The 19,278-nt window shown below is 70.3% G+C and carries 18 protein-coding genes; 10 read left to right on the top strand and 8 right to left on the bottom strand.

What is annotated here, in order from left to right:
* Positions 1 to 41: 41 nt before the first annotated feature.
* Positions 42 to 1,127, top strand: a complete 1,086-nt coding sequence (locus ACFYE3_RS04870; protein WP_387606587.1) for a quinone-dependent dihydroorotate dehydrogenase — start codon at positions 42 to 44, stop codon at positions 1,125 to 1,127.
* A gap of 111 nt (positions 1,128 to 1,238) precedes the next feature.
* Here ACFYE3_RS04870 and ACFYE3_RS04875 read toward each other — a convergent pair whose 3' ends face one another.
* A complete protein-coding gene (locus tag ACFYE3_RS04875) occupies positions 1,239 to 1,799 on the bottom strand; it encodes a DUF3043 domain-containing protein (protein ID WP_387606589.1) in 561 nt (186 codons plus the stop codon).
* Positions 1,800 to 1,906: 107 nt separating this feature from the next.
* On the opposite strand from ACFYE3_RS04875, the gene ACFYE3_RS04880 reads away from it, so the two are divergent.
* From ACFYE3_RS04880 to ACFYE3_RS04900, 5 genes are all read left to right on the top strand, one after another.
* Complete coding sequence (locus ACFYE3_RS04880; protein ID WP_387606592.1) at positions 1,907 to 3,328, top strand: dipeptidase; 1,422 nt, start codon at positions 1,907 to 1,909, stop codon at positions 3,326 to 3,328.
* An 84-nt stretch (positions 3,329 to 3,412) separates the two neighbouring features.
* The gene (locus ACFYE3_RS04885; RefSeq protein WP_368831036.1) at positions 3,413 to 3,784 is read left to right on the top strand and encodes a HesB/IscA family protein; all 372 of its coding nucleotides are present in this window, start codon (positions 3,413 to 3,415) and stop codon (positions 3,782 to 3,784) included.
* A gap of 251 nt (positions 3,785 to 4,035) precedes the next feature.
* Positions 4,036 to 4,917, top strand: a complete 882-nt coding sequence (gene ctaC / locus ACFYE3_RS04890; RefSeq protein WP_387606594.1) for an aa3-type cytochrome oxidase subunit II — start codon at positions 4,036 to 4,038, stop codon at positions 4,915 to 4,917.
* Between the two features lie 9 nt (positions 4,918 to 4,926).
* A complete protein-coding gene (gene ctaD / locus ACFYE3_RS04895) occupies positions 4,927 to 6,639 on the top strand; it encodes an aa3-type cytochrome oxidase subunit I (RefSeq protein ID WP_387606596.1) in 1,713 nt (570 codons plus the stop codon).
* Positions 6,640 to 6,641: 2 nt separating this feature from the next.
* The gene (locus ACFYE3_RS04900; protein ID WP_368831039.1) at positions 6,642 to 7,046 is read left to right on the top strand and encodes a cytochrome c oxidase subunit 4; all 405 of its coding nucleotides are present in this window, start codon (positions 6,642 to 6,644) and stop codon (positions 7,044 to 7,046) included.
* A 1,029-nt stretch (positions 7,047 to 8,075) separates the two neighbouring features.
* On the opposite strand, the gene qcrB is transcribed toward ACFYE3_RS04900, so the two are convergent.
* The 4 genes from qcrB to ctaE form a co-directional block, all read right to left on the bottom strand.
* A complete protein-coding gene (qcrB, locus tag ACFYE3_RS04905; RefSeq protein ID WP_387606599.1) occupies positions 8,076 to 9,737 on the bottom strand; it encodes a cytochrome bc1 complex cytochrome b subunit in 1,662 nt (553 codons plus the stop codon).
* Positions 9,737 to 10,831, bottom strand: a complete 1,095-nt coding sequence (gene qcrA, locus ACFYE3_RS04910; RefSeq protein WP_387606601.1) for a cytochrome bc1 complex Rieske iron-sulfur subunit — start codon at positions 10,829 to 10,831, stop codon at positions 9,737 to 9,739. The genes qcrB and qcrA overlap by 1 nt, the downstream gene beginning before the upstream one ends.
* A 73-nt stretch (positions 10,832 to 10,904) precedes the next feature.
* Positions 10,905 to 11,696 carry a cytochrome bc1 complex diheme cytochrome c subunit gene (qcrC, locus tag ACFYE3_RS04915; protein ID WP_387606604.1) on the bottom strand — a complete coding sequence of 264 codons (792 nt, stop codon included), beginning with the start codon at positions 11,694 to 11,696 and terminating at the stop codon, positions 10,905 to 10,907.
* A 59-nt stretch (positions 11,697 to 11,755) separates the two neighbouring features.
* Positions 11,756 to 12,394 (bottom strand): aa3-type cytochrome oxidase subunit III, encoded by a 639-nt coding sequence (ctaE, locus tag ACFYE3_RS04920; protein ID WP_387606606.1) that lies wholly within the window; start codon positions 12,392 to 12,394, stop codon positions 11,756 to 11,758.
* Between the two features lie 249 nt (positions 12,395 to 12,643).
* On the opposite strand from ctaE, the gene trpD reads away from it, so the two are divergent.
* Positions 12,644 to 13,702: an anthranilate phosphoribosyltransferase gene (gene trpD, locus ACFYE3_RS04925; protein ID WP_387606609.1), complete on the top strand. Its 1,059-nt coding sequence runs from the start codon at positions 12,644 to 12,646 to the stop codon at positions 13,700 to 13,702.
* 142 nt (positions 13,703 to 13,844) lie between these two features.
* On the opposite strand, the gene ACFYE3_RS04930 is transcribed toward trpD, so the two are convergent.
* Complete coding sequence (locus tag ACFYE3_RS04930) at positions 13,845 to 14,123, bottom strand: Lrp/AsnC family transcriptional regulator (protein ID WP_017833527.1); 279 nt, start codon at positions 14,121 to 14,123, stop codon at positions 13,845 to 13,847.
* 51 nt (positions 14,124 to 14,174) lie between these two features.
* Positions 14,175 to 14,591: a DUF3054 domain-containing protein gene (locus tag ACFYE3_RS04935; protein WP_387606613.1), complete on the bottom strand. Its 417-nt coding sequence runs from the start codon at positions 14,589 to 14,591 to the stop codon at positions 14,175 to 14,177.
* A gap of 789 nt (positions 14,592 to 15,380) precedes the next feature.
* Here ACFYE3_RS04935 and ACFYE3_RS04940 point away from each other — a divergent pair.
* Positions 15,381 to 16,826, top strand: coding sequence for an alanine racemase (locus ACFYE3_RS04940; protein WP_387606615.1), 1,446 nt, complete (start codon positions 15,381 to 15,383; stop codon positions 16,824 to 16,826).
* A gap of 10 nt (positions 16,827 to 16,836) precedes the next feature.
* Here ACFYE3_RS04940 and ACFYE3_RS04945 read toward each other — a convergent pair whose 3' ends face one another.
* Entirely contained in the window at positions 16,837 to 17,211 is a 375-nt protein-coding gene (locus ACFYE3_RS04945) for a hypothetical protein (protein WP_387606618.1), read from the bottom strand.
* Positions 17,212 to 17,482: 271 nt separating this feature from the next.
* Here ACFYE3_RS04945 and ACFYE3_RS04950 point away from each other — a divergent pair, with 271 nt between their 5' ends.
* Complete coding sequence (locus ACFYE3_RS04950; protein WP_368831048.1) at positions 17,483 to 17,974, top strand: NfeD family protein; 492 nt, start codon at positions 17,483 to 17,485, stop codon at positions 17,972 to 17,974.
* A 63-nt stretch (positions 17,975 to 18,037) separates the two neighbouring features.
* The gene (locus tag ACFYE3_RS04955; RefSeq protein ID WP_387606620.1) at positions 18,038 to 19,159 is read left to right on the top strand and encodes an SPFH domain-containing protein; all 1,122 of its coding nucleotides are present in this window, start codon (positions 18,038 to 18,040) and stop codon (positions 19,157 to 19,159) included.
* Positions 19,160 to 19,278 lie beyond the last annotated feature (119 nt).

Consider the following 19,278-nt stretch of genomic DNA (forward strand, 5'->3'; position numbering starts at 1 on the left):
GACCGCCCGGCCGGAGGAGTGCCCTGTGGAAGACTGGGGCCATGCGCTTCTACCCTACGTTCTTCACGGCCGTCTTCTCCCGGATGGACCCCGAGAAGGCCCACCAGGTCGGCTTCCTCGGGATCCGGGCGGCGCGGGCCGCAAGGATCAGCACGGCGCTGCGGGTGTACACCCGGCCCGATCCCGCGCTCGGGGTGGAGGCGCTGGGACTGCGGTTCCCGTCCCCGTTCGGGCTGGCGGCGGGGTTCGACAAGGGCGGCGAAGGGATCGGCGCCCTCACCGACCTCGGCTTCGGCCACGTCGAGATCGGCACCGTCACCGCCCAGGCGCAGCCGGGCAATCCCCGGCCCCGCCTCTTCCGGCTCGTCCGGGACCGGGCCGTGATCAACCGGATGGGCTTCAACAACGAGGGGGCGGCGACCGTGGCCCCGCGCCTCGCACAGGCGCGCCGGGAGCTCGAGGCGGACCACCGCGGCCGCGCCCGTCCCGTGCTCGGCGTCAACATCGGCAAGACCAAGGCGGTGCCGCTGGATGACGCGGTGGACGACTACCTGCAGAGCGCCCGGACCCTCGCCCCGCTGGCGGACTACCTCGTGGTCAACGTGTCCTCGCCCAACACCCCGGGGCTGCGCCAGCTGCAGGAGATCGAGAGCCTGCGGCCGCTGCTGAGCGCGGTGGGCCGCACGGCCGACGAGTCCGCGGCCCGGCACGTCCCCCTGCTCGTGAAGATCGCCCCCGACCTGTCGGACGAGGACGTGCTGGCCGTCGCGGACCTGGCCCTCGATCTCGGCCTGGACGGCATCGTGGCCACCAACACGACCGTCGCCCGGGAGGGACTGGGGCTGGTCTCCGACCCCGCCGAGATCGAGGCCCACGGCGCCGGCGGGCTCTCCGGCGCCCCGCTGCGGCGGCGCTCCCTCGAGGTGCTGCGGCTGCTGCGCGAGCGCGTGGGGGACCGGCTCACCCTGGTCTCCGTGGGCGGTGTGACCACGGCCGAGGACGTCCGGGAGCGGCTCGACGCCGGTGCCACGCTCGTGCAGGGCTACACCGCTTTCCTCTACGAGGGCCCCTTCTGGGCGCGCCGCATCAACCAGGACCTGGCCCGGGCAGGGCGGGCCCTGCGCTGACGGCCGCCACGGAGCGGGAACAGCACTGCCCCCGGACCACTGGGTCCGGGGGCAGTGCTGCCGGGGCCGGGCCCGGCGTCCGTGGCGGACGCGGGCCGGGTCCTGCGGGGCTCAGGAGGGGCGCTCACCCCGCGCGACCCGGGGCTTGGGCAGACGGAGACGGCGCATCGTGAAGGAGCGCATCGCGGCGTACCAGCGCACGCCCCGCTCCGCGGTCCCGAACTTCGCCTGCATCGCCTTCTTCATCCGGGCCGTCGACAGCACGGCGTCCACGATGCCCACGATCATCAGCGCCCAGATGAGGTACACGCCGTAGGTGGCCACCTCCTGGACGGGGAAGAACAGGATGACGAGCGCGAGCAGCGCCACGACCATGAGGTACTCGCCGACGTTGATCCGCGAGTCCACCCAGTCCCGCGCGAACCGGCGCTGCGGACCGCGGTCCCGCGGCCCGAGGAACCGCTCGTCCCCGGCAGCCATGCCCGCCTGCGCGCGCACCCGCTGCTCGCGCGCGGCGTCACGGGACTGCGCCTTCGCGGCCTTGCGGTCCTCCGGGACCAGGGGCCGGCGCCGGGCCGCCTCCTGCTGCCGGCGGCTGGGCGTGGGCCGGCCCTTGCCCGGGGTCTGCCGGGGGGCGGCCGACGGTTCCGTGGGGGCGGGCGCAGCGGTCACCGACGTGGACCCTGCGCGGTCTGCTTCCTTCTTGCGTCCAAACACCCGTCAAGGATAGCCGACGGACCTGCCGGTCCCCGCCGGGCCCCGGACATAGGGTGGGTGCCATGACCGAGCCCTGTGCCCCGACCGTTCCCGTTCCCGTCGACGCCGTGCGCGCGGCCGTGCGCGAGGACCTGCCGCGGACCCTCGAGCAGCTCGTCGAGCTGGTCGCGATCCCGGGCATCGCCTGGGAGTCGTTCGACGCCGCGCAGCTCGAGCGCAGCGCGGTGGCCGTGGCCGGCGTCCTCTCGGAGGCCGGACTGGGCGAGGTGGAGATCCTTCGCGTGCCCCTCGGGGACGGGCCGGGCCACCCCGCCGTCGTGGCCCACCGCCGGCCCGCGCCCGGACATCCCACCGTGCTCCTCTACGCCCACCACGACGTCCAGCCCCCGGGCCGGCGCGAGCTGTGGGACTCGGAGCCGTTCGCCGCCGAGGAGCGCGACGGCCGCCTCTACGGGCGGGGCGCGGCCGACGACAAGGCCGGGATCATGGCCCACGTCGGCGCCCTGCGCGCCGCGACCGCCCTCCGCGGGGACGGTTTCGGCCTCGGCGTGACCGTCTTCGCGGAGGGGGAGGAGGAGGCCGGCTCCCCGTCCTTCCGGGACTTCCTGGGGGCCCACCGGGACCGGCTGGCCGCCGACGTCATCGTGATCGCGGACTCCTCCAACTGGGAGGTCGGCGTGCCCGCCCTGACCACGAGTCTGCGCGGCATGGTCGGCGCCGTCGTGGAGCTGTCCGTGCTCGAGCACGCCGTCCACTCGGGCATGTACGGCGGACCGGTCCTGGACGCTCCCACGCTGCTCGCCCGCCTCATCGCCACCCTGCACGACGACGACGGCGCCGTCGCGGTCGAGGGGCTGCTCGCCGAGGACCGCACCGACCTGGTCTACGACGAGCAGCGGTTCCGCGCCGACGCCGCGGTCCGGGACGGCGTCCGGCTGGCCGGCCGCGGCTCGATCGCCTCCCGGCTCTGGACGCAGCCGGCCCTGTCCGTCACCGGCATGGACGTCACGCCCGTGGACATCGCCTCCAACACCATCGCCCCCTCGGCCCGGGTGAAGCTGAGCCTGCGCACGGCGCCCGGGCAGGACCCCGCCGAGGCTGCGGAGGCGCTCCGGCGCCACATCGAGGAGCACGCGCCGTTCGGGGCGCACGTGCGCTTCGAACTCGAGGAGACGGGCCAGTCCTTCCGCACCGACATGGGCTCGGAGGCCGCCCGGATCGCCCGGTGGGCTCTGGGGGAGTCGTGGGGCCGGCCCGCAGTGGAGACGGGGATCGGCGGCTCCATCCCCTTCACCGCGGACCTCATGGAGGTCTATCCGGACGCCGGCATCCTCATCACGGGCGTCGAGGACCCCGACTCCCGCGCGCACAGCGCCAACGAGTCCCTCCACCTGGCCGAGTTCGAGCGCGCGGTGGTCGCGGAGACGCTCATGCTGCTCGCCCTCGACGACACCGCGCGTTCCACGCCGCGGCCTCGGGAATGAACCCGGACGCCCATCCGTTGTGCCCGTGACAGACCCGCCGCCGGCCCGACCCCGTGCGGCACCCCTCCACAGAAAGTGAGCATCATGAGCGTCTCGACCGAGAACGGCGCCGCAGTGGACGGCCTGCCCACCCACGGCGTCGAACTGACCGAGGTCGCGTCCCAGAAGGTCCGCGCCCTGCTCGAGCAGGAGGGCCGCACCGACCTCCGGCTGCGCGTGGCGGTGCAGCCCGGCGGCTGCTCCGGCCTCATCTACCAGCTGTACTTCGACGAGCGCATCCTGGACGGGGACTCCGTGCGGGACTTCGGCGGCGTCGAGGTCGTCGTGGACAAGATGAGCGTGCCCTACCTCGAGGGCTCGACCGTCGACTTCGAGGACACGATCTCCAAGCAGGGGTTCTCGATCGACAACCCCAACGCGGGAGGATCCTGCGCCTGCGGCGACTCCTTCCACTGAGTCCGCCCGCTCTCCTCGGAGAGGCCCGCCGTCCGTCCGGACGGCGGGCCTCTCTGCCTTCCGGAGGGCACCCGCAGACCGCTCCCGGAGGGCTCTCCGAGCGCCGCGCGGAAGCTGACACTGTGTCACCAGATGTCAGCGACACGGGGTAAGCTCGAAGGGAAACATTCCACCTGACTGTGTCCGGGCTCTTCGAATCGGGGCCTTCGGCGCGCAGACGACGAGCACGAGAAGACAAGGAAGGGCCGTCTGTGAGTTCGCACACACGAACCGACAGCCTCCGGCGCCGCACGGCGAAGGTGTCTGCGGTAGCAGTCCTGGCAGCAACCGCGCTGACGGGTTGCTCGGAAGAGGCGAAGCTCGGCTGGATGCCCACCGAGCGTGGCACCACCGACAACGCCGACATGATCCTCGACCTGTGGATCGGCTCCTGGATCGCGGCCCTCGCCGTGGGCTTGGTGACCTGGGGCCTCATGCTCTGGTGCATGATCGCCTACCGCCGGCGCAAGTACGAGACCGGCTATCCGCGCCAGGTCGCGTACCACGCCCCCCTCGAGGTCTTCTACACGATCGTCCCGATCGCCCTGATCATGTCCTTGTTCTTCTTCACCGAGCGGACGCAGGCCGACATCGTCGCCGTGGAGGACAACCCGGACGTGACCGTCCAGGTCTACGGCAAGCAGTGGGCCTGGGACTTCAATTACCTGAGCGACGACGTCTGGGACACCGGCATCCAGGGCCACCTGGACGGCGAGGAGGGCGTCCCCGAGCGGGTGGCCACCCTGTACCTGCCCGTCGACAGCAGCGTCGAGCTGCAGGTCACCTCCCGCGACGTCATCCACTCCTTCTGGGTCCCCGCCTTCCTCGAGAAGCGGGACATGTTCCCGGGACGCACCAACAACATCAGCATCACCACGGGCCGCGAGGGCGAGTACTTCGGCAAGTGCGCCGAGTTCTGCGGCGAGTACCACTCCGAGATGCTGTTCAACGTCAACGTGGTCAGCCAGGCCGAGTACGACGCCCACATCCAGTCCTTGCGCGACGCCGGCCAGACCGGGGCCCTGGGCGAGGAGTACAGCCGCGACTCCTACCCGGGCGCGGACGACCAGCAGCAAGAATCTTTTAACAACTAAGGAGTACCGGTGTCCACACTCGAGTATTCACGGGACGAGGCAGCCACGGTCGCTCCGCGCGTGGTGCCCCGCTCCAAGGGACGGATGGTCGTCAGCTGGATCACGTCCACCGACCACAAGACGATCGGGTACATGTACCTGATCTCCTCCTTCGCCTTCTTCTGCGTCGCCGGTGTCATGGCACTGCTGATCCGCGCCGAGCTCTTCCAGCCGGGCATGCAGATCCTGGAGACCAAGGAGCAGTACAACCAGCTGTTCACGATGCACGGCACGCTGATGCTGCTGATGTTCGGCACCCCGCTGTTCGTCGGCTTCGCCAACGTCATCGTCCCGCTGCAGATCGGCGCCCCCGACGTCGCGTTCCCGCGACTGAACGCCCTGGCGTTCTGGTTCTTCCTGTTCGGTTCGCTGATCGCGACCGCCGGCTTCCTCACCCCGCAGGGTGCGGCCTCATTCGGCTGGACGGCCTACACCCCACTGAGCAACGCCTCGTTCACGCCCGGTGTGGGCGGAGACCTGTGGGTGTTCGGCCTGGCGCTGTCCGGCTTCGGCACCATCATGGGCGGTGTCAATTTCATCACCACCATCATTGCGATGCGCGCCCCGGGCATGACCGTGTGGCGGATGGGTCTCTTCACCTGGAACGTGCTCATCACCTCGTTGCTCGTGATCATGGCGTTCCCGCCGCTGGCGGCCGCGCTGTTCGCGCTGGGCATGGACCGCACGCTGGGCGGGCACATCTTCGACCCGGCCAACGGGGGGGCGGTGCTGTGGCAACACCTGTTCTGGTTCTTCGGCCACCCCGAGGTGTACATCCTGGCCCTGCCGTTCTTCGGCATCGTGTCCGAGATCATCCCGGTCTTCTCCCGCAAGCCGCTGTTCGGCTACAAGGGCCTGGTCTTCGCCACGATCGCCATCGCGTCGCTGTCCGTGACCGTGTGGGCCCACCACATGTACGTCACTGGTGCCGTGATGCTGAGCTTCTTCGCGTTCATGACGATGATGATCGCGGTGCCCACCGGGGTGAAGTTCTTCAACTGGATCGGCACGATGTGGCAGGGCTCGATCACCTTCGAGACCCCCATGCTGTGGGTCCTGGGCTTCATGTTCACGTTCCTGTTCGGCGGCCTCACCGGCGTGATCCTGGCCACCCCGCCGCTGGACTTCCACGTCTCGGACTCGTACTTCGTGGTCGCCCACTTCCACTACGTGATCTTCGGCACGGTGGTGTTCGGGATGTTCGCCGGGTTCTACTTCTGGTGGCCGAAATTCACCGGCTACATGCTCAACGAGCGGATCGGCAAGATCCACTTCTGGCTGTTGTTCCTCGGCTTCCACATGACCTTCCTGATCCAGCACTGGCTGGGCGTGGACGGCATGCCGCGCCGCTACGCGGACTACCTGCCAGAGGACAACTTCACCTGGATGAACCAGATCTCCACGGTCGGGGCGATGCTCCTGGGCGTGTCGATGATCCCGTGGTTCTGGAACGTGTACACGACCTGGCGCAACGGCACCAAGGTCGAGGTCGACGATCCCTGGGGCTTCGGCGGATCGCTGGAGTGGGCCACGTCCTGCCCGCCGCCGCGGCACAACTTCACCTCGCTGCCGCGCATCCGATCCGAGCGGCCGGCACTGGACCTGCACCACCCGGAGCTGGCCGCGGAGTCCCCGCAGCAGTCCCCGGTCGACGACGGCGCCATCGCCACGCGGAAGGGCTGAGCATGAAACTGACCATCAAACTGATGCTCCTCTTGGGCGCTTTCAGCCTCCTGGCGGGCGTTGTCTACGGCTTCCTGACCCGGTTCGACGAGCTCGTGGGTTTTCCCGGTCTGCTGGCCGTGGGCATCATGTCCTTCATGCTGGCGGTCTACCTGTGGCTCGTGGACCGCAACACCGGCGGCGTCCTCCCCGAGGACAAGCTCGACGGCGAGATCGTCGAGTCCGCCGGCGAGTACGGTCACTTCTCCCCGTGGAGCTGGTGGCCCCTCCTGCTCGGCATCGGTTGCGCCCTGGCGTTCACCGCGCTGGCCATGGGCTGGTGGATCCTCGGACTGGCCGTCCCCGTGGCGGTACTCGGCCTGCTGGGCCTGATCTTCGAGCATTCCCGCGGCGACCACGCCCACTGATCCGGGCGGCTGAACGCTGCTCCTCGACGAGGCCCCGGACACCCTTGGTGTCCGGGGCCTCTCGCGTACCCGCGCACGGCAGGGGACTGTTCCCGCGCTCGTCCCGTCCGTCCAGAACCTGTGGGATGCACTGTGCTTCCCCCGGCCACGGCATTTCCCCGTAGTGCACCGGGGTCCGGGTCGGATCGGGGGCGGGTCTCCACTGACCAGGAGCCGGCTCCGTCCACCGAGCCGACCGACGAGGGGAGAGGCTTCCACCGCCGGCTCAGGCCCGGCCACGACGGGCAGCCCGGCGGGGCTGTCCCTGCCGGTCGAGTCGATCCTGTCCTCACACCCGGCCCGGCGGCTCCGGCCCACCGCGATGGGCACCCGGCCCCTCGACCCAGCGGTCCGGTGCGCACCGTCGTCCTACCCCTTCCGCTCCGACTGAGCGACCGGGCGCCGTCGCAGCCCGCGGACCACAAGCGCGGACCCCGGCGCGGACCCGACGAGGCTGCTGGAGCCCGGACTCACGGCAGGACGGGTCCATACGGGAACGAGGCGGTGTCAACGACGGTCGACAATCGTGCGTCGTCCACCCTCCGTGCCGAGCAGTCCGGTAGCGTGGTGTCGCCGGAAGACGGCAGGCGTGGGCCGCCCGTGAGGCATGTGCCGAGGACGTCGTGGCGGCGGGCGTGAGCCGTCCGGTTCGTTCTGCCCGTGGCGCGCCGCGGTGTCGACCTCCCACGCCTGCTGCGGGGCGGCGACGGGAGGCGTCCAGTCCAGGGCGTAGGACTCCACCCGGAGTCGTCCTTTACATGGACGAGGGATCCGGACCGGAGGCCCTGGGAGCGTTTCTGCGGGCCCGGGGAGGCGAGACCCTCCGGGGGTACTCGTCCCGTTCTTCCGGCCCTGGCGGAACGGCGCTGAGGCCCCCGCACGGGTCCACCGCACCCGTGCGGGGGGTTCCTCCGCCGCGAACGAGACGCAGATGCGACAGGGCCCCGAAAGGATTGCTCCTCTCGGGGCCCTGTCAGGCTCGATCCCGGCTCAGCGCACGAGCTCCCGGTCCTGGGAACCCGTGGTCAGGGCGTCGGCCTCGTGGTGGTGGTGCGCCGCCTCGAGCTCGGCGGGGGTGACGGGCGCGACACGGTCCTCGAAGAAGAACCGGCTGACCCGCTCGCGCGCCTTCTCGGAGCGCGTGATCTTGCCCTTGCCGTTCGGCTGCGCCGGCTCCACCTGGTAGTCGGGCATGTTGACCAGACGGTAGCGCTTGTACTCGTCGAGCGGCTCGTGCACCTCGATGTACTCCCCGTGGGGGAGCTGCTGCACGCGCCCGGTCTCACGACCGTGGAGGACGATCTCGCGGTCCTTGCGCTGCAGCGCCAGGCAGATCCGCCGGGTGATCGCGAAGGCCAGGATCGGGCCGAGGAAGTACAGGGCACGCAGCCAGTACAGGACGTCGTTGACCGCCAGGTTGAAGTGCGTGGCGATGAGGTCACCGCTGGCCGCGACCAGCTGGATCGTGTAGAACGTCACGCCGGCGGCACCCATGGCGGTGCGGAAAGGCGCGTTGCGGGGTCGGTCGAGGATGTGGTGCTCCCGGTCGTCCTTCGTCACCCACCGCTCGATCCACGGCCACGCGGACATCAGACCGAACAGCACCGCGAGGGGCGCCATCGGCAGCAGCACGTTCATCGGGACCGACATGCCCCAGAAGGTCCACTCCCAGTTGAAGGGCCAGGTGCCGGGCATGAGACGCACGGCGCCGTCGGTGAAGCCCATGTACCAGTCGGGCTGGGAGCCGGCCTGGACCGGAGAGGGATCGTACGGGCCGTAGTTCCAGATCGCATTGATGGTCGTGGTGCCCGCCATGAGCGCCATGATGCCGAACACGATGAAGAAGAACCCGCCGGCCTTCGCCGCGTAGATCGGCCCCACGGGGAAGCCGACGACATTGTTCTCGGTGCGGCCCGGGCCGGGGAACTGGGTGTGCTTGTGCACGACGACCATGAACAGGTGGACCACGATCAGCATCAGGATGATGGCCGGGATCACGAGCACATGGAGGATGTAGAGGCGCGCGATGATGTCGTGCCCGGGGAACTCGCCGCCGAACAGGAACATCGACAGGTACGCGCCCACGATGGGCATCGCCTTCAGGATCGCGTCGGCGATGCGCAGGCCGTTGCCGGAGAGCACGTCGTCGGGAAGGGAGTAGCCGGTGAAGCCGGCAACGATCGCGAGCAGGAAGAGCGCGACGCCGACGAGCCAGTTCAGCTCGCGCGGCCGCCGGAAGGCACCGGTGAAGAACACGCGGAGCATGTGCACGGACACGGCGGCGGCGAAGACCAGCGCGGACCAGTGGTGGATCTGGCGCAGGAAGAGACCGCCGCGGATGTCGAACGAGATGTCGAGGGAGGACGCGTAGGCCGCGGACATCTCGACGCCCTGCATCGGGACGTAGGAGCCCTCGTACTCCAGGGCCGCCATCGACGGCTCGAACCACAGGGCCAGGAACGTGCCCGAGAGCAACAGGATGACGAAGGTGTACAGCGCCACCTCGCCGAACATGAAGGACCAGTGGTCGGGGAAGATCTTCCGGCCGAACTCCTTGACGATCGGCGACATGCCGACACGGGTGTCGACGAAGTTCGCGATCCGGCCGGTGCCCGTCTGGGGCTTGTACTCGAAATCAGTGGACGTGGACATCAGTTCGCCTCACCCTGCATCTCCTCGACATGGGTACCGCGCTGCGAGTAGGTCGGACCGACCGGCTCGTGGAAACCGCTGCGGGCCACGAGGTAGCCCTCGTCGTCCACAGTGATGGGCAGCTGGGGAAGGGGCCGGGCGGCCGGCCCGAAGATGACCTCGCACTCGTTGGTGAGGTCGAACGTGGACTGGTGGCACGGGCACAGCAGGTGGTGCGTCTGCTGCTCGTAGAGCGCGACCGGGCAGCCGACGTGGGTGCACACCTTCGAGTAGGCGAAGATCCCGTCGACGTTCCAGTCGGCCCGCTCCGGGGAGACGTTGACGGACTCCGGGTCGAGGCGCATGAGCAGCACGACGGCCTTGGCCTTCTCGTCGAGGTAGCCCTCGTTGTGCCCGATGGTGTTCAGGTTCTCGGGGACCACGTGGAAGGTCGAGCCGAGCGTGACGTCCGAGGCCTTGATGGGCGTGCCGGAGGGATCGCGCACCAGACGGATCCCCTCGTCCCACAGGGTCTCCTTGAGGACGTCCAGGTCCGTCGGGCCGAGGTCCCGCAGCAGTCCGACGAACGGCAGGGGAGCGAGCACGGCCGCACCGATGAGGGTGTTGCGCAGCAGCGGCCGGCGCTTGATCCCGGACTCGTCGTAGATCGTGGTCAGGATGCTCTGCGCCTCGGCGCGCTGCTCCTCCGTGCGCACCGCGTGCCGGTTCTCGACCAGCTCGTGGTCCGGCATGAGGGTGCGGGCCCAGTGGACGACGCCGAGGCCGATGCCGAACATGCCCAGGGCGATGCCCAGGCCGAGCAGCAGGTTCTGCAGCTGCAGGGCTCGCGTGGGCTCGGTGTTCGTGACGTCGTAGATCGGGCCGTCGACGCGGATGCCGAAGTACCCGACGAAGAACAGGATCGATCCGACGATCGAGAGCAGGAACAGCAGGACGACCTGCCGTTCGGCGCGCTTGGCGGCCGACGAGTCGACGTCCGTCAGGCGCGGGCGGTGCGGGGGCAGTCCGGGGTCGGGGAAACGCTCCATTGCCGTGGTGCCCGTGGTGGCAACGGTTCCCGACTGGTGGGGAGTGCCGTCACTGTGGCTTCCCATGTGGTCCCTCATTCTTCTCTTGGTGCAGTTGATCGTAGCTTCGGGGTCCGACATCCGCTGCCGGCACGGAGCGTCAGGCGGAGCGCGAGGTGAGCCAGACGGTGAACCCGATGATGACGGCGAGTCCGATGGTCCAGACGAACAGGCCCTCCGACACCGGGCCGAGGGCGCCGAGCCCGAATCCACCGGGGTTGGGGTTGTCCTCGAGGGTCTTCAGGTAGGTGATGACGTCGCGCTTCTCCTCGGGGGTGATGTTCGCGTCGTTGAACACCGGCATGTTCTGCGGCCCGGTCTGCATGGCCTCGTAGATGTGCTTCTCCTCGACGTCCATCACCGAGGGGGCGTACTTGCCGCGGGTCAGCGCGCCGCCGGCACCGGCGGCGTTGTGGCACATGGCGCAGTTCGCGAGGAAGACCTTCGCACCGTTGGCGGCATTGCCCTGGGAAACGTCCAGGTACTGCTCCTCGGGGATGCCCGGACCGGCGCCGAGGGTCGCCACGTAGGCGGAGAACTGGCGGACCTGCTCGTCGTTGAACTGGACCGCCTTCTGCTCGGCCTGGGGGCCGTTCGCCTGCATGGGCATGCGGCCGGTGCCGACCTGGAAGTCGACGGCGGCGGCACCGACGCCGACGAGCGAGGGACCGGAGGGGGTCCCGGCGCCGTCGAGGCCGTGGCAGGTGGAGCAGTTCGCGACGAACAGCTTCTCGCCCTCCTCGATGTCCTGCGCGGTGTAGGACTCGGTCTGGGCCTTGGCCTCGTTGGTGGTGGTGGCGACTGCGTAGAGCCCACCGCTGAGGAGCAGGGCCAGGACCATCAGTACCAGGACGGCCAGAGGGTGGCGCCGCTGCTGCGAAAGTGCCTTCACGTCAAACGTTCCTTTAACTCGGTGTTGGTTTGCTTGGTGCGTCCTCCGGACGGCGCGGTCTACCGGAGGAAGTAGACCACGAGGAACAGCACGATCCAGACGACGTCCACGAAGTGCCAGTAGTAGGACACGACGATCGCCGAGGTGGCCTCGAAGTGGCCGAAGCGCTTGGCGACGAAGGCGCGGCCCATGATGAACAGGAACGCGATGAGACCACCGGTCACGTGCAGGGCGTGGAAGCCCGTGGTGATGTAGAAGGCGGAGCCGTAGGAGTTGGCCGGGATGCTGATGCCGTGGGCGACCAGCTCGGCGTACTCGAAGGACTGCACCGCCACGAAGGTCGCGCCCATGATGAAGGTCAGGGCGAACCATTCGATCATGCCCCACCGCTTGACGTCGAACACACCGCCGGCCCGGCGGGGCTGGAGGCGCTCCGCCGCGAAGACGCCGAACTGGCAGGTCACCGAGCTCAGCACCAGGACGATGGTGTTGGCGAGGGCGAGCGGGATGTTGAGCTTGGCGGACTCCTCGGCCCAGAGCTCCGGAGCGGTGGAGCGCAGGGTGAAGTACATGGCAAAGAGGCCGGCGAAGAACATCACCTCGGAGGCGAGCCACACGATGGTGCCCACTGAGGTGAGGTTGGGTCGGTTGATCGACCCGCCTACCGGCTTGGCTGGGGTATGGGTTGCAGTCGTCACAGAGACATTATGTCGCCAAAACTGCCGGTGGACCAACCACGAGGGGCACCGGGCGGTTCGCGGGTCCGGATGCCCGCCGCCGTCCGCGGCGACGGGTGCTGTCTCCTCGTGCCGCGGGGCGCGCGGGGACGCTGGTGTGGGTGCTCGTGCGGCGCGGATGCGATCCCTGTCACATGTCCTCCGCCCGGGCCGCCGCGCCACCCGGCAGCGCGCTCCGGTCGGTCCGGCGGCGGACGATACGATCAGGGCGTGAACACGACGACACCGACGACCGCACCGCACTTCGAGTGGCCGGACCTGATCACCGCCCTGATCTCCGGCGCCGACCTGACCCGCGACCAGGCCTACTGGGCCATGGACACGATCATGTCGGGAGAGGTGTCCGACGTCGTCATCGCCGGTTTCCTCGTGGCCCTGCGTGCGAAGGGGGAGACGGTCGACGAGCTGACCGGGCTGGCCGACGCCATGGTGGGCAACGCGCGGCCGGTCGACATCCCCGGCCCGGCCCTGGACGTCGTCGGGACCGGCGGCGACCGGCTCTCCAGCGTGAACATCTCCACGATGTCGGCCCTCGTGTGCGCCGGCGCCGGGGCGAAGGTCGTGAAGCACGGCAACCGCGCGTCGTCGTCGAAGTCGGGCTCCGCCGACGTCCTGGAGGTGCTCGGGGTCCGGCTGGACCTTCCGGTCGAGATGGTCGAGTCCGCGGCCCGGCACGTGGGCATCACGTTCCTCTTCGCCCAGACCTTCCACCCGTCGATGCGCTTCGCCGCGGCGGCCCGGGCGCAGCTGCGCGTGGCCACCGCCTTCAACTTCCTGGGTCCGATCACGAACCCGGCGCGGGTCGAGGCCTCGGCCATCGGTGTGGCCGACCGCGCGCTGGCGCCGCTGATCGCGGGCGTCTTCGCGGCCCGCGGCGACCGCGCCCTCGTCTTCAGGGGCGGTGACGGCCTCGACGAGCTCACCGTGACGGCACCCTCCGAGGTGTGGGAGGTCCGCGACGGGCGGATCGACCACCACGACCTCGAGCCGCTCGACCTCGGCATGCCCCGGGCCACCATCGAGGACCTCCGGGGCCAGGACGCCCGGTACAACGCAGGCGTCGTCGAGCGGGTCCTGGCGGGGGAGAAGGGGCACGTGCGCAACGCCGTGCTGCTCAACTCCGCCGCCGGGCTCGTGGCCTTCGACCCCGGTGCCGAGGGGTCGTTCCACGAGCGCATGGCCGCGGCGGTGCGCCGCGCCGAGGAGTCGGTGGACAGCGGCGCGGCCCGCGCCGTCCTGGACCGCTGGATCGCCCACACCGCGCGCTGAGGCGCCGCGCCGGCGGAGGGCCGACGACGGAGGCCGGTGGGGCACTGCCGCACCGGCCTCCTGCTGTCCGCGCCCGATCACCGCGCGGGCGCCGGTCCGGTCGGTCGCTCCTGGTCGGTCGATGCCGGTCAGTCGATCCCGGTCAGTCGATGCCGAGCGAGAAGGCGGCCTCCAGGTCGTGCTTGCTGTAGGTCCGGAAGGCGATGTTGGTGTTCGTGCCCACGACGCCCTCGACCTTGGAGAGCCGGTCGGCGATGACGTCCGCGAGGTCCTCGTGCCGGTGCACGCGCACCATCGCGATGAGGTCCCAGTCACCGGTCACGGAGTACACCTCGCTGATGCCGGGGATGTCGGAGATCTGCTCGGCGACCTCGGGGATCCGGTCGGCGGAGGTCTTGATGAGGACGATGGCGGTGAGCATGGAGCACCTTTCTCGGAGACGGGGCCGGTGGGTCCGGCGGGACGGGGAGGATCAGCCCGGGCGGCGGGATCGGTTCGCGCGCAGCGCCGTGACCAGGACCCGAGGGCCCAGCAGGAAGACGCCGAGCACCACGAGCGTGACGAGGACGAAGCTCGGCGCCGTGCCCTCACCGACGACCAGGCGCAGGCCCATGCCCACAGCCACGGTCGTCGCCCACAGCGCGACGCCCAGGGGCCGGACGGCGAACGGGGCGCGGCGCACCCGCCACACGAGCCAGCCCAGCAGGAGCCCGGTCAGGAACGGCCACGCCGTGACCAGCAGGCCGGTGGCGTCCAGGGCGTGGGTGCTGCGGCCGAGCCCGGCGAACAACAGGACGAGCAGCACGTCCACGGTCAGCGCCGCGACCCAGGCGCCGGTCCCCGCGGTGCGTTCCTCGGGGAGGGCAGTGAGGAAGGCGGACGTGTGCATGCTCGCAGTCTAGTGCGGCGTCGGCGGGCGGCGATCCGGGCCCGGAAGAGCTTCAGGTACACCTTGAGAGTTGAGAGCTCCAGGACGGAAAAGTCTCAACCTTCCACCAGGAGTCGATGGTGCGGGCCGGGTGCGGCGGATGGCTCCGGTGGTCCTGGGGTCTTGGACGAGATCCGCGTCGGCACGGGCGGTCACGCAGAACTGGGTGCGCCTGCAGGCCTCATGGCGGTCCGGCCCAGGAGCGGGACCAGTGTGCACCGGTCGTGTTCGTGATGCGCGACGTGTCGACGTGGTACATAAGGGCAGCACGGGGCCCGAGGGGAGCTCTGGTTCCGTTCTACTTTACATAATGTCGATTATCGGCGTTGTGGGAAGGGGTGCTCAAGGGCCGTCTTGCCGCCTGCCGGCAGCACATTCCTGTCTCCCGGAGTTTTCCCCTCATGGTGCTCGCTCATGGTGCTCGCCGAGCGGCCGCCGGTCATCAGCCGGCCGGGATGCGCCGCGCACGCGGGCGACGCCGTCGTGACGACGCCGACAGGTGACGGCGTGATGTGCTGCCCCTGCGCGCTGCACCGATGCGCCGCGGGCCGCACTCGCCTGCGAGGAGTTGTCGTGAGGAGACGTCCTCCAGGTGTGGATCTCGAAATGTTGCGCCGCCGCGACGTCGTCCTGTGGTCACTTGTGGGGAGATCCTCCCGCCACCGCGACCGGGCGGCCGGTCATCGATACGCTCGCTGTTGCCGACGGGAATTCGCATCGGCAAATTCGGGGTTCAAGGGGAGGAAATCCGTGGGACGACAGAACGGTGTGACGGCGACGGACGGCCGGTGGCGCCGGCTGGTGACGCCGGTGGTGGTCCTGTCGGTGCTGGCTCTGGCAGGCTGCGCGCAGGACGGCGGCTCGGACGCACCCCCCGCGGTGGCCTCCGGCTCGGTCGTCCTCTCCCCCTCGCGCGGCGGACTCCAGGGCGGGAATCTGGTCCTGGCGGACACCGGCGGGGAGACCGACGGCCCGGTCACGGTCCGTTTCGGCGAGACGGAGGTCGAGTGCGAGTTCGACGACCGCTCCGCACGGCACGCCTGCGTGGCTCCGGCCCGCGGGACCCCGGGCACCGTCGAGGTCTCCTTCGCCTCCGGCGGGAACGACGTCGGGGAGAAGACCGCCTACACGTACACGACGCAGGGCACGCAGGACATCCCGGTCCTGACGGTGAACACGGAGACCGTGCGGCGCAACGCCGAGGAGATCCGGGCCGACTTCCCGCGGGGCGTCCAGCTGGGAGCAGTGCTCGAGAACGGCGAGCCCGTGGACGTGTTCGGGAAGGTCATCGAGGACGCGGCCGACGTCGACTACGTCTTCGTGCCGATGCTGGACGACGCCATCGCCCTGCGGGAGGCCGGCGTCGAGGCGAAGATCGCCGTGCTCTACGTGGCCCAGGTCGAGGACATCCCCCTGCTGATGCACTACGACGTCGAGGTCGCCGCGACGGACCCCGCCTGGGTCGAGGCAGCGGAGCGGGTGCTGTCCACCACGGGCGGGACGCTGAAGGTCCATCTCTGGGTCGACACGGGCATGGGTCGCGAGGGCGTGGTCCCGGACGAGGCACTCCCCCTGGCCCGGGCCGTCGAGGACGCCCCGCACCTCGACCTCGCGGGCATCGCCACGCACTTCTCCACGATCACCGAGGGGGACGCGGCCGCCATCGAGAGCAACGACGAAACCAGCACCACGGTGGCGCAGAAGAACCGCTTCGACGGCGCGGTGGCCGCGATCCGGGACGCCGGCCTCGGCAAGGACGCCCTGATCCACGCCGGCACCAGTGACGTGCTCGACGAGGAGATCGAGCCGCTGTACTACGACCTCCTGCGGATCGAGGACATGTTCTTCGGCGCCGACGCGCCGGAGGACCGGGTCTACTCCTGGACCACGGAGCTGAGCCAGGTCAAGACGCTCCCGGCGGGGTGGTGCATCGACTACGGGTGCACCGACCCGATCAAGGAGCCCCAGAAGGTGGGACTGGTCAACCACATCCCGTCCCGGGAGAACGAGCTGACGTACACGGTCGGCGGCCAGCAGGTGCCGGTGCTGCTGGACCACGGCACCGTCCTGACCCTCGACCTGTCGGGGGTGCCGGAGGCGGCCGCCGGGGACGAGGTCGTCATCGACTTCAGCGCGGACACCTTCCACATGCTCGACGCGACCGCGCCCCTGCCGGTGACGACCACCGGCGGGTGACCGGCGCCGCTCAGGGACGCCCGGCCGCGCCCTCGGCGTCGTGGTCCAGGACGAGGTCGGCGTGGAAGTTCCGCGCCAGCTCACGGGTGCGGGTGGCCTCTCGCGCGGAGGCGCCCGGCCGGACGGTGAGGTCCACGTAGACGACGGGCCGGCCGGACGACACCTCGAGCCGGTCCCGCAGCGCCTCCGCGCGGTCGTCGTCGGGCGCGCGGTGCCCCGTGCCGAGCAGGACGAAGGCGCGGTCGAAGTCGGGCTCGGCGGTCAGGCCCCGCGCGATCATGGCGGGCAGCCGCGACTGCAGCGCGGAGAGGGCGACCACGGCGGTCGCCGTCCCGGCGAACCAGGCACCGGCGGCGGAGACCGCCACCGAGGTGATGAGTTTCATGGATCTCCTCCTCCCGCGGACCGGGGGTCGATGGGTTCGGGCCGGCACCGGGTGCCGGGCGGATCGGGGGGCGGTGGCGTCCTGCGGTCCCCCGAGGAATCCGGTGCCACCACCGTAGGGATCTCAACGCCCGCGGAACAGCGCCTATTCCGGGGACGCCCGCCGGTGGCCTGGCGCCACGCCGTTCCAGCGTCCTGTCAGGGCCGTGGGGCACAATGGAATCCAGGCGAGGGCGCCCTCGCGGAGGCGGATCGAGAGGCCGGGGACGGACATGTGGGAGTGGCTGGTCGAGAACTCGTGGGTCCTGTGGCTGATCGTGGTGATCGTGCTGGCCGCCATCGAGATGCTCACGCTGGACTTCCTCTTCCTGATGATGTCCGCCGCCGCGCTGCTGGCGTTCGCGGTGAGCTGGGTGACGGACAACTTCGTGCTCCAGGTGGTGACGTTCGCCCTCGCCTCGGTGCTGCTCATCTTCGTGGTGAGACCGGTGGCCCTGCGCCGCATCAACCGGTCCTCCCCGGAGACCGCGTCCAACGCCGCCCGGCTCATCGGCCTCCCCTGCCAGGTCCTGGACCCGGTGACCGGCCGCAGCGGCCTGGTGCGGCTGGAGGGCGACACCTGGAGCGCCCGCTCGGTCACCGGTGAGCAGCTGCCCCCCGGCACCGACGTCTTCGTCCACGACATCGAGGGCGCCACCGTCCTCGTGGCCCCGCACCCGGCCCCGGCCGCCGGCGGCGGGCCGGCACCGCGCCCGTCCTTCTGACCCACCGCCCGCACCGCCCCGGAGTCGTCGACGTCCGGGGCGGCCCCACCGAGAGAGGCACCCGTGGACCTAGCCGTCATCGTCCTGCTCGTCATCCTGGTCGTCCTGGTCTTCATCATCCTGCTGAGGTCGGTGCGGATCATCCCGCAGGCCCGGGCGGGGATCGTCGAGCGCCTCGGCAAGTACCAGAGTACCCTCACTCCGGGCCTGCACTTCCTCATCCCGTTCGTGGACCGGCTCCTGCCCCTGATCGACCTGCGCGAGCAGGTCCAGTCCTTCCCGGCGCAGTCCGTGATCACCGAGGACAACCTCGTGGTCGGCATCGACACCGTCGTCTACTTCCAGGTCATGGACCCGAGGGCCGCGACCTACGAGATCGTCGACTACATCCAGGCCGCCGACCAGCTGACCTCGGCGACCCTGCGCAACGTCGTGGGCGGGCTGAACCTCGAGGAGGCGCTGACCTCCCGCGACAAGATCAACGCCGAGCTGCGCGGGGTCCTGGACTCCACCACGGGACGCTGGGGCATCCGGGTGTCGAGGGTGGACATCAAGGAGATCACTCCCCCGCCGTCCATCCAGGACTCGATGGAGAAGCAGATGCGCGCCGAGCGGGAGCGCCGTGCGGTGATCCTCACGGCCGAGGGCGACAAGCAGTCGCGGATCCTCATGGCCGAGGGCCAGCGGCAGGCGGCCATCCTGTCCGCGGAGGGCGAGGCGAAGGCCGCGATCCTGCGCGCCGACGGCGAGGCCCAGGCCATCCGGAAGGTCTTCGACTCGATCCACCGGGCCCGGCCGACCCAGAAGCTGCTGGCCTACCAGTACATCCAGACCCTGCCCAAGGTCGCCGAGGGCAGCGCCAACAAGGTGTGGATGATCCCCGCCGAGCTCGGCGACGCCCTGCGCGGCGTGGGCGACTTCCTCTCGCGGCCGGACGAGGACGGCCAGGGTCCCGGCCGGACCTGGTCGGACGCCGACGACGAGCCGGAGCCCGAGCCCGCGGACGAGCCCCTCGTGACGCCCGACGCCGTCCGGGTGACGGAGGAGGACCTCCAGCCGAACCTGGAGCGCACCACGGTCGACCCGGACGAGTTCACCATTCCCCGGCCCTCGACCATCGACCCGGACGCTCCCGTGCGCCTCGAGGACCGGATGCCCCCGCGGGACGGTCCGGCCCCCCGCTGACCCGGCAGGCCCGCCCGCGGGTCCCGGGGAACAACCCCGGGGGCCCGCACGTTGCACCCAACGGATCCCGGGTCCACGACCCGCCGTCAGCCCGAGCGTGCGCCACGGCCGTGGCCACC

The organism is Kocuria arenosa (genome assembly GCF_042879215.1).
Taxonomy (GTDB): domain Bacteria; phylum Actinomycetota; class Actinomycetes; order Actinomycetales; family Micrococcaceae; genus Kocuria; species Kocuria arenosa.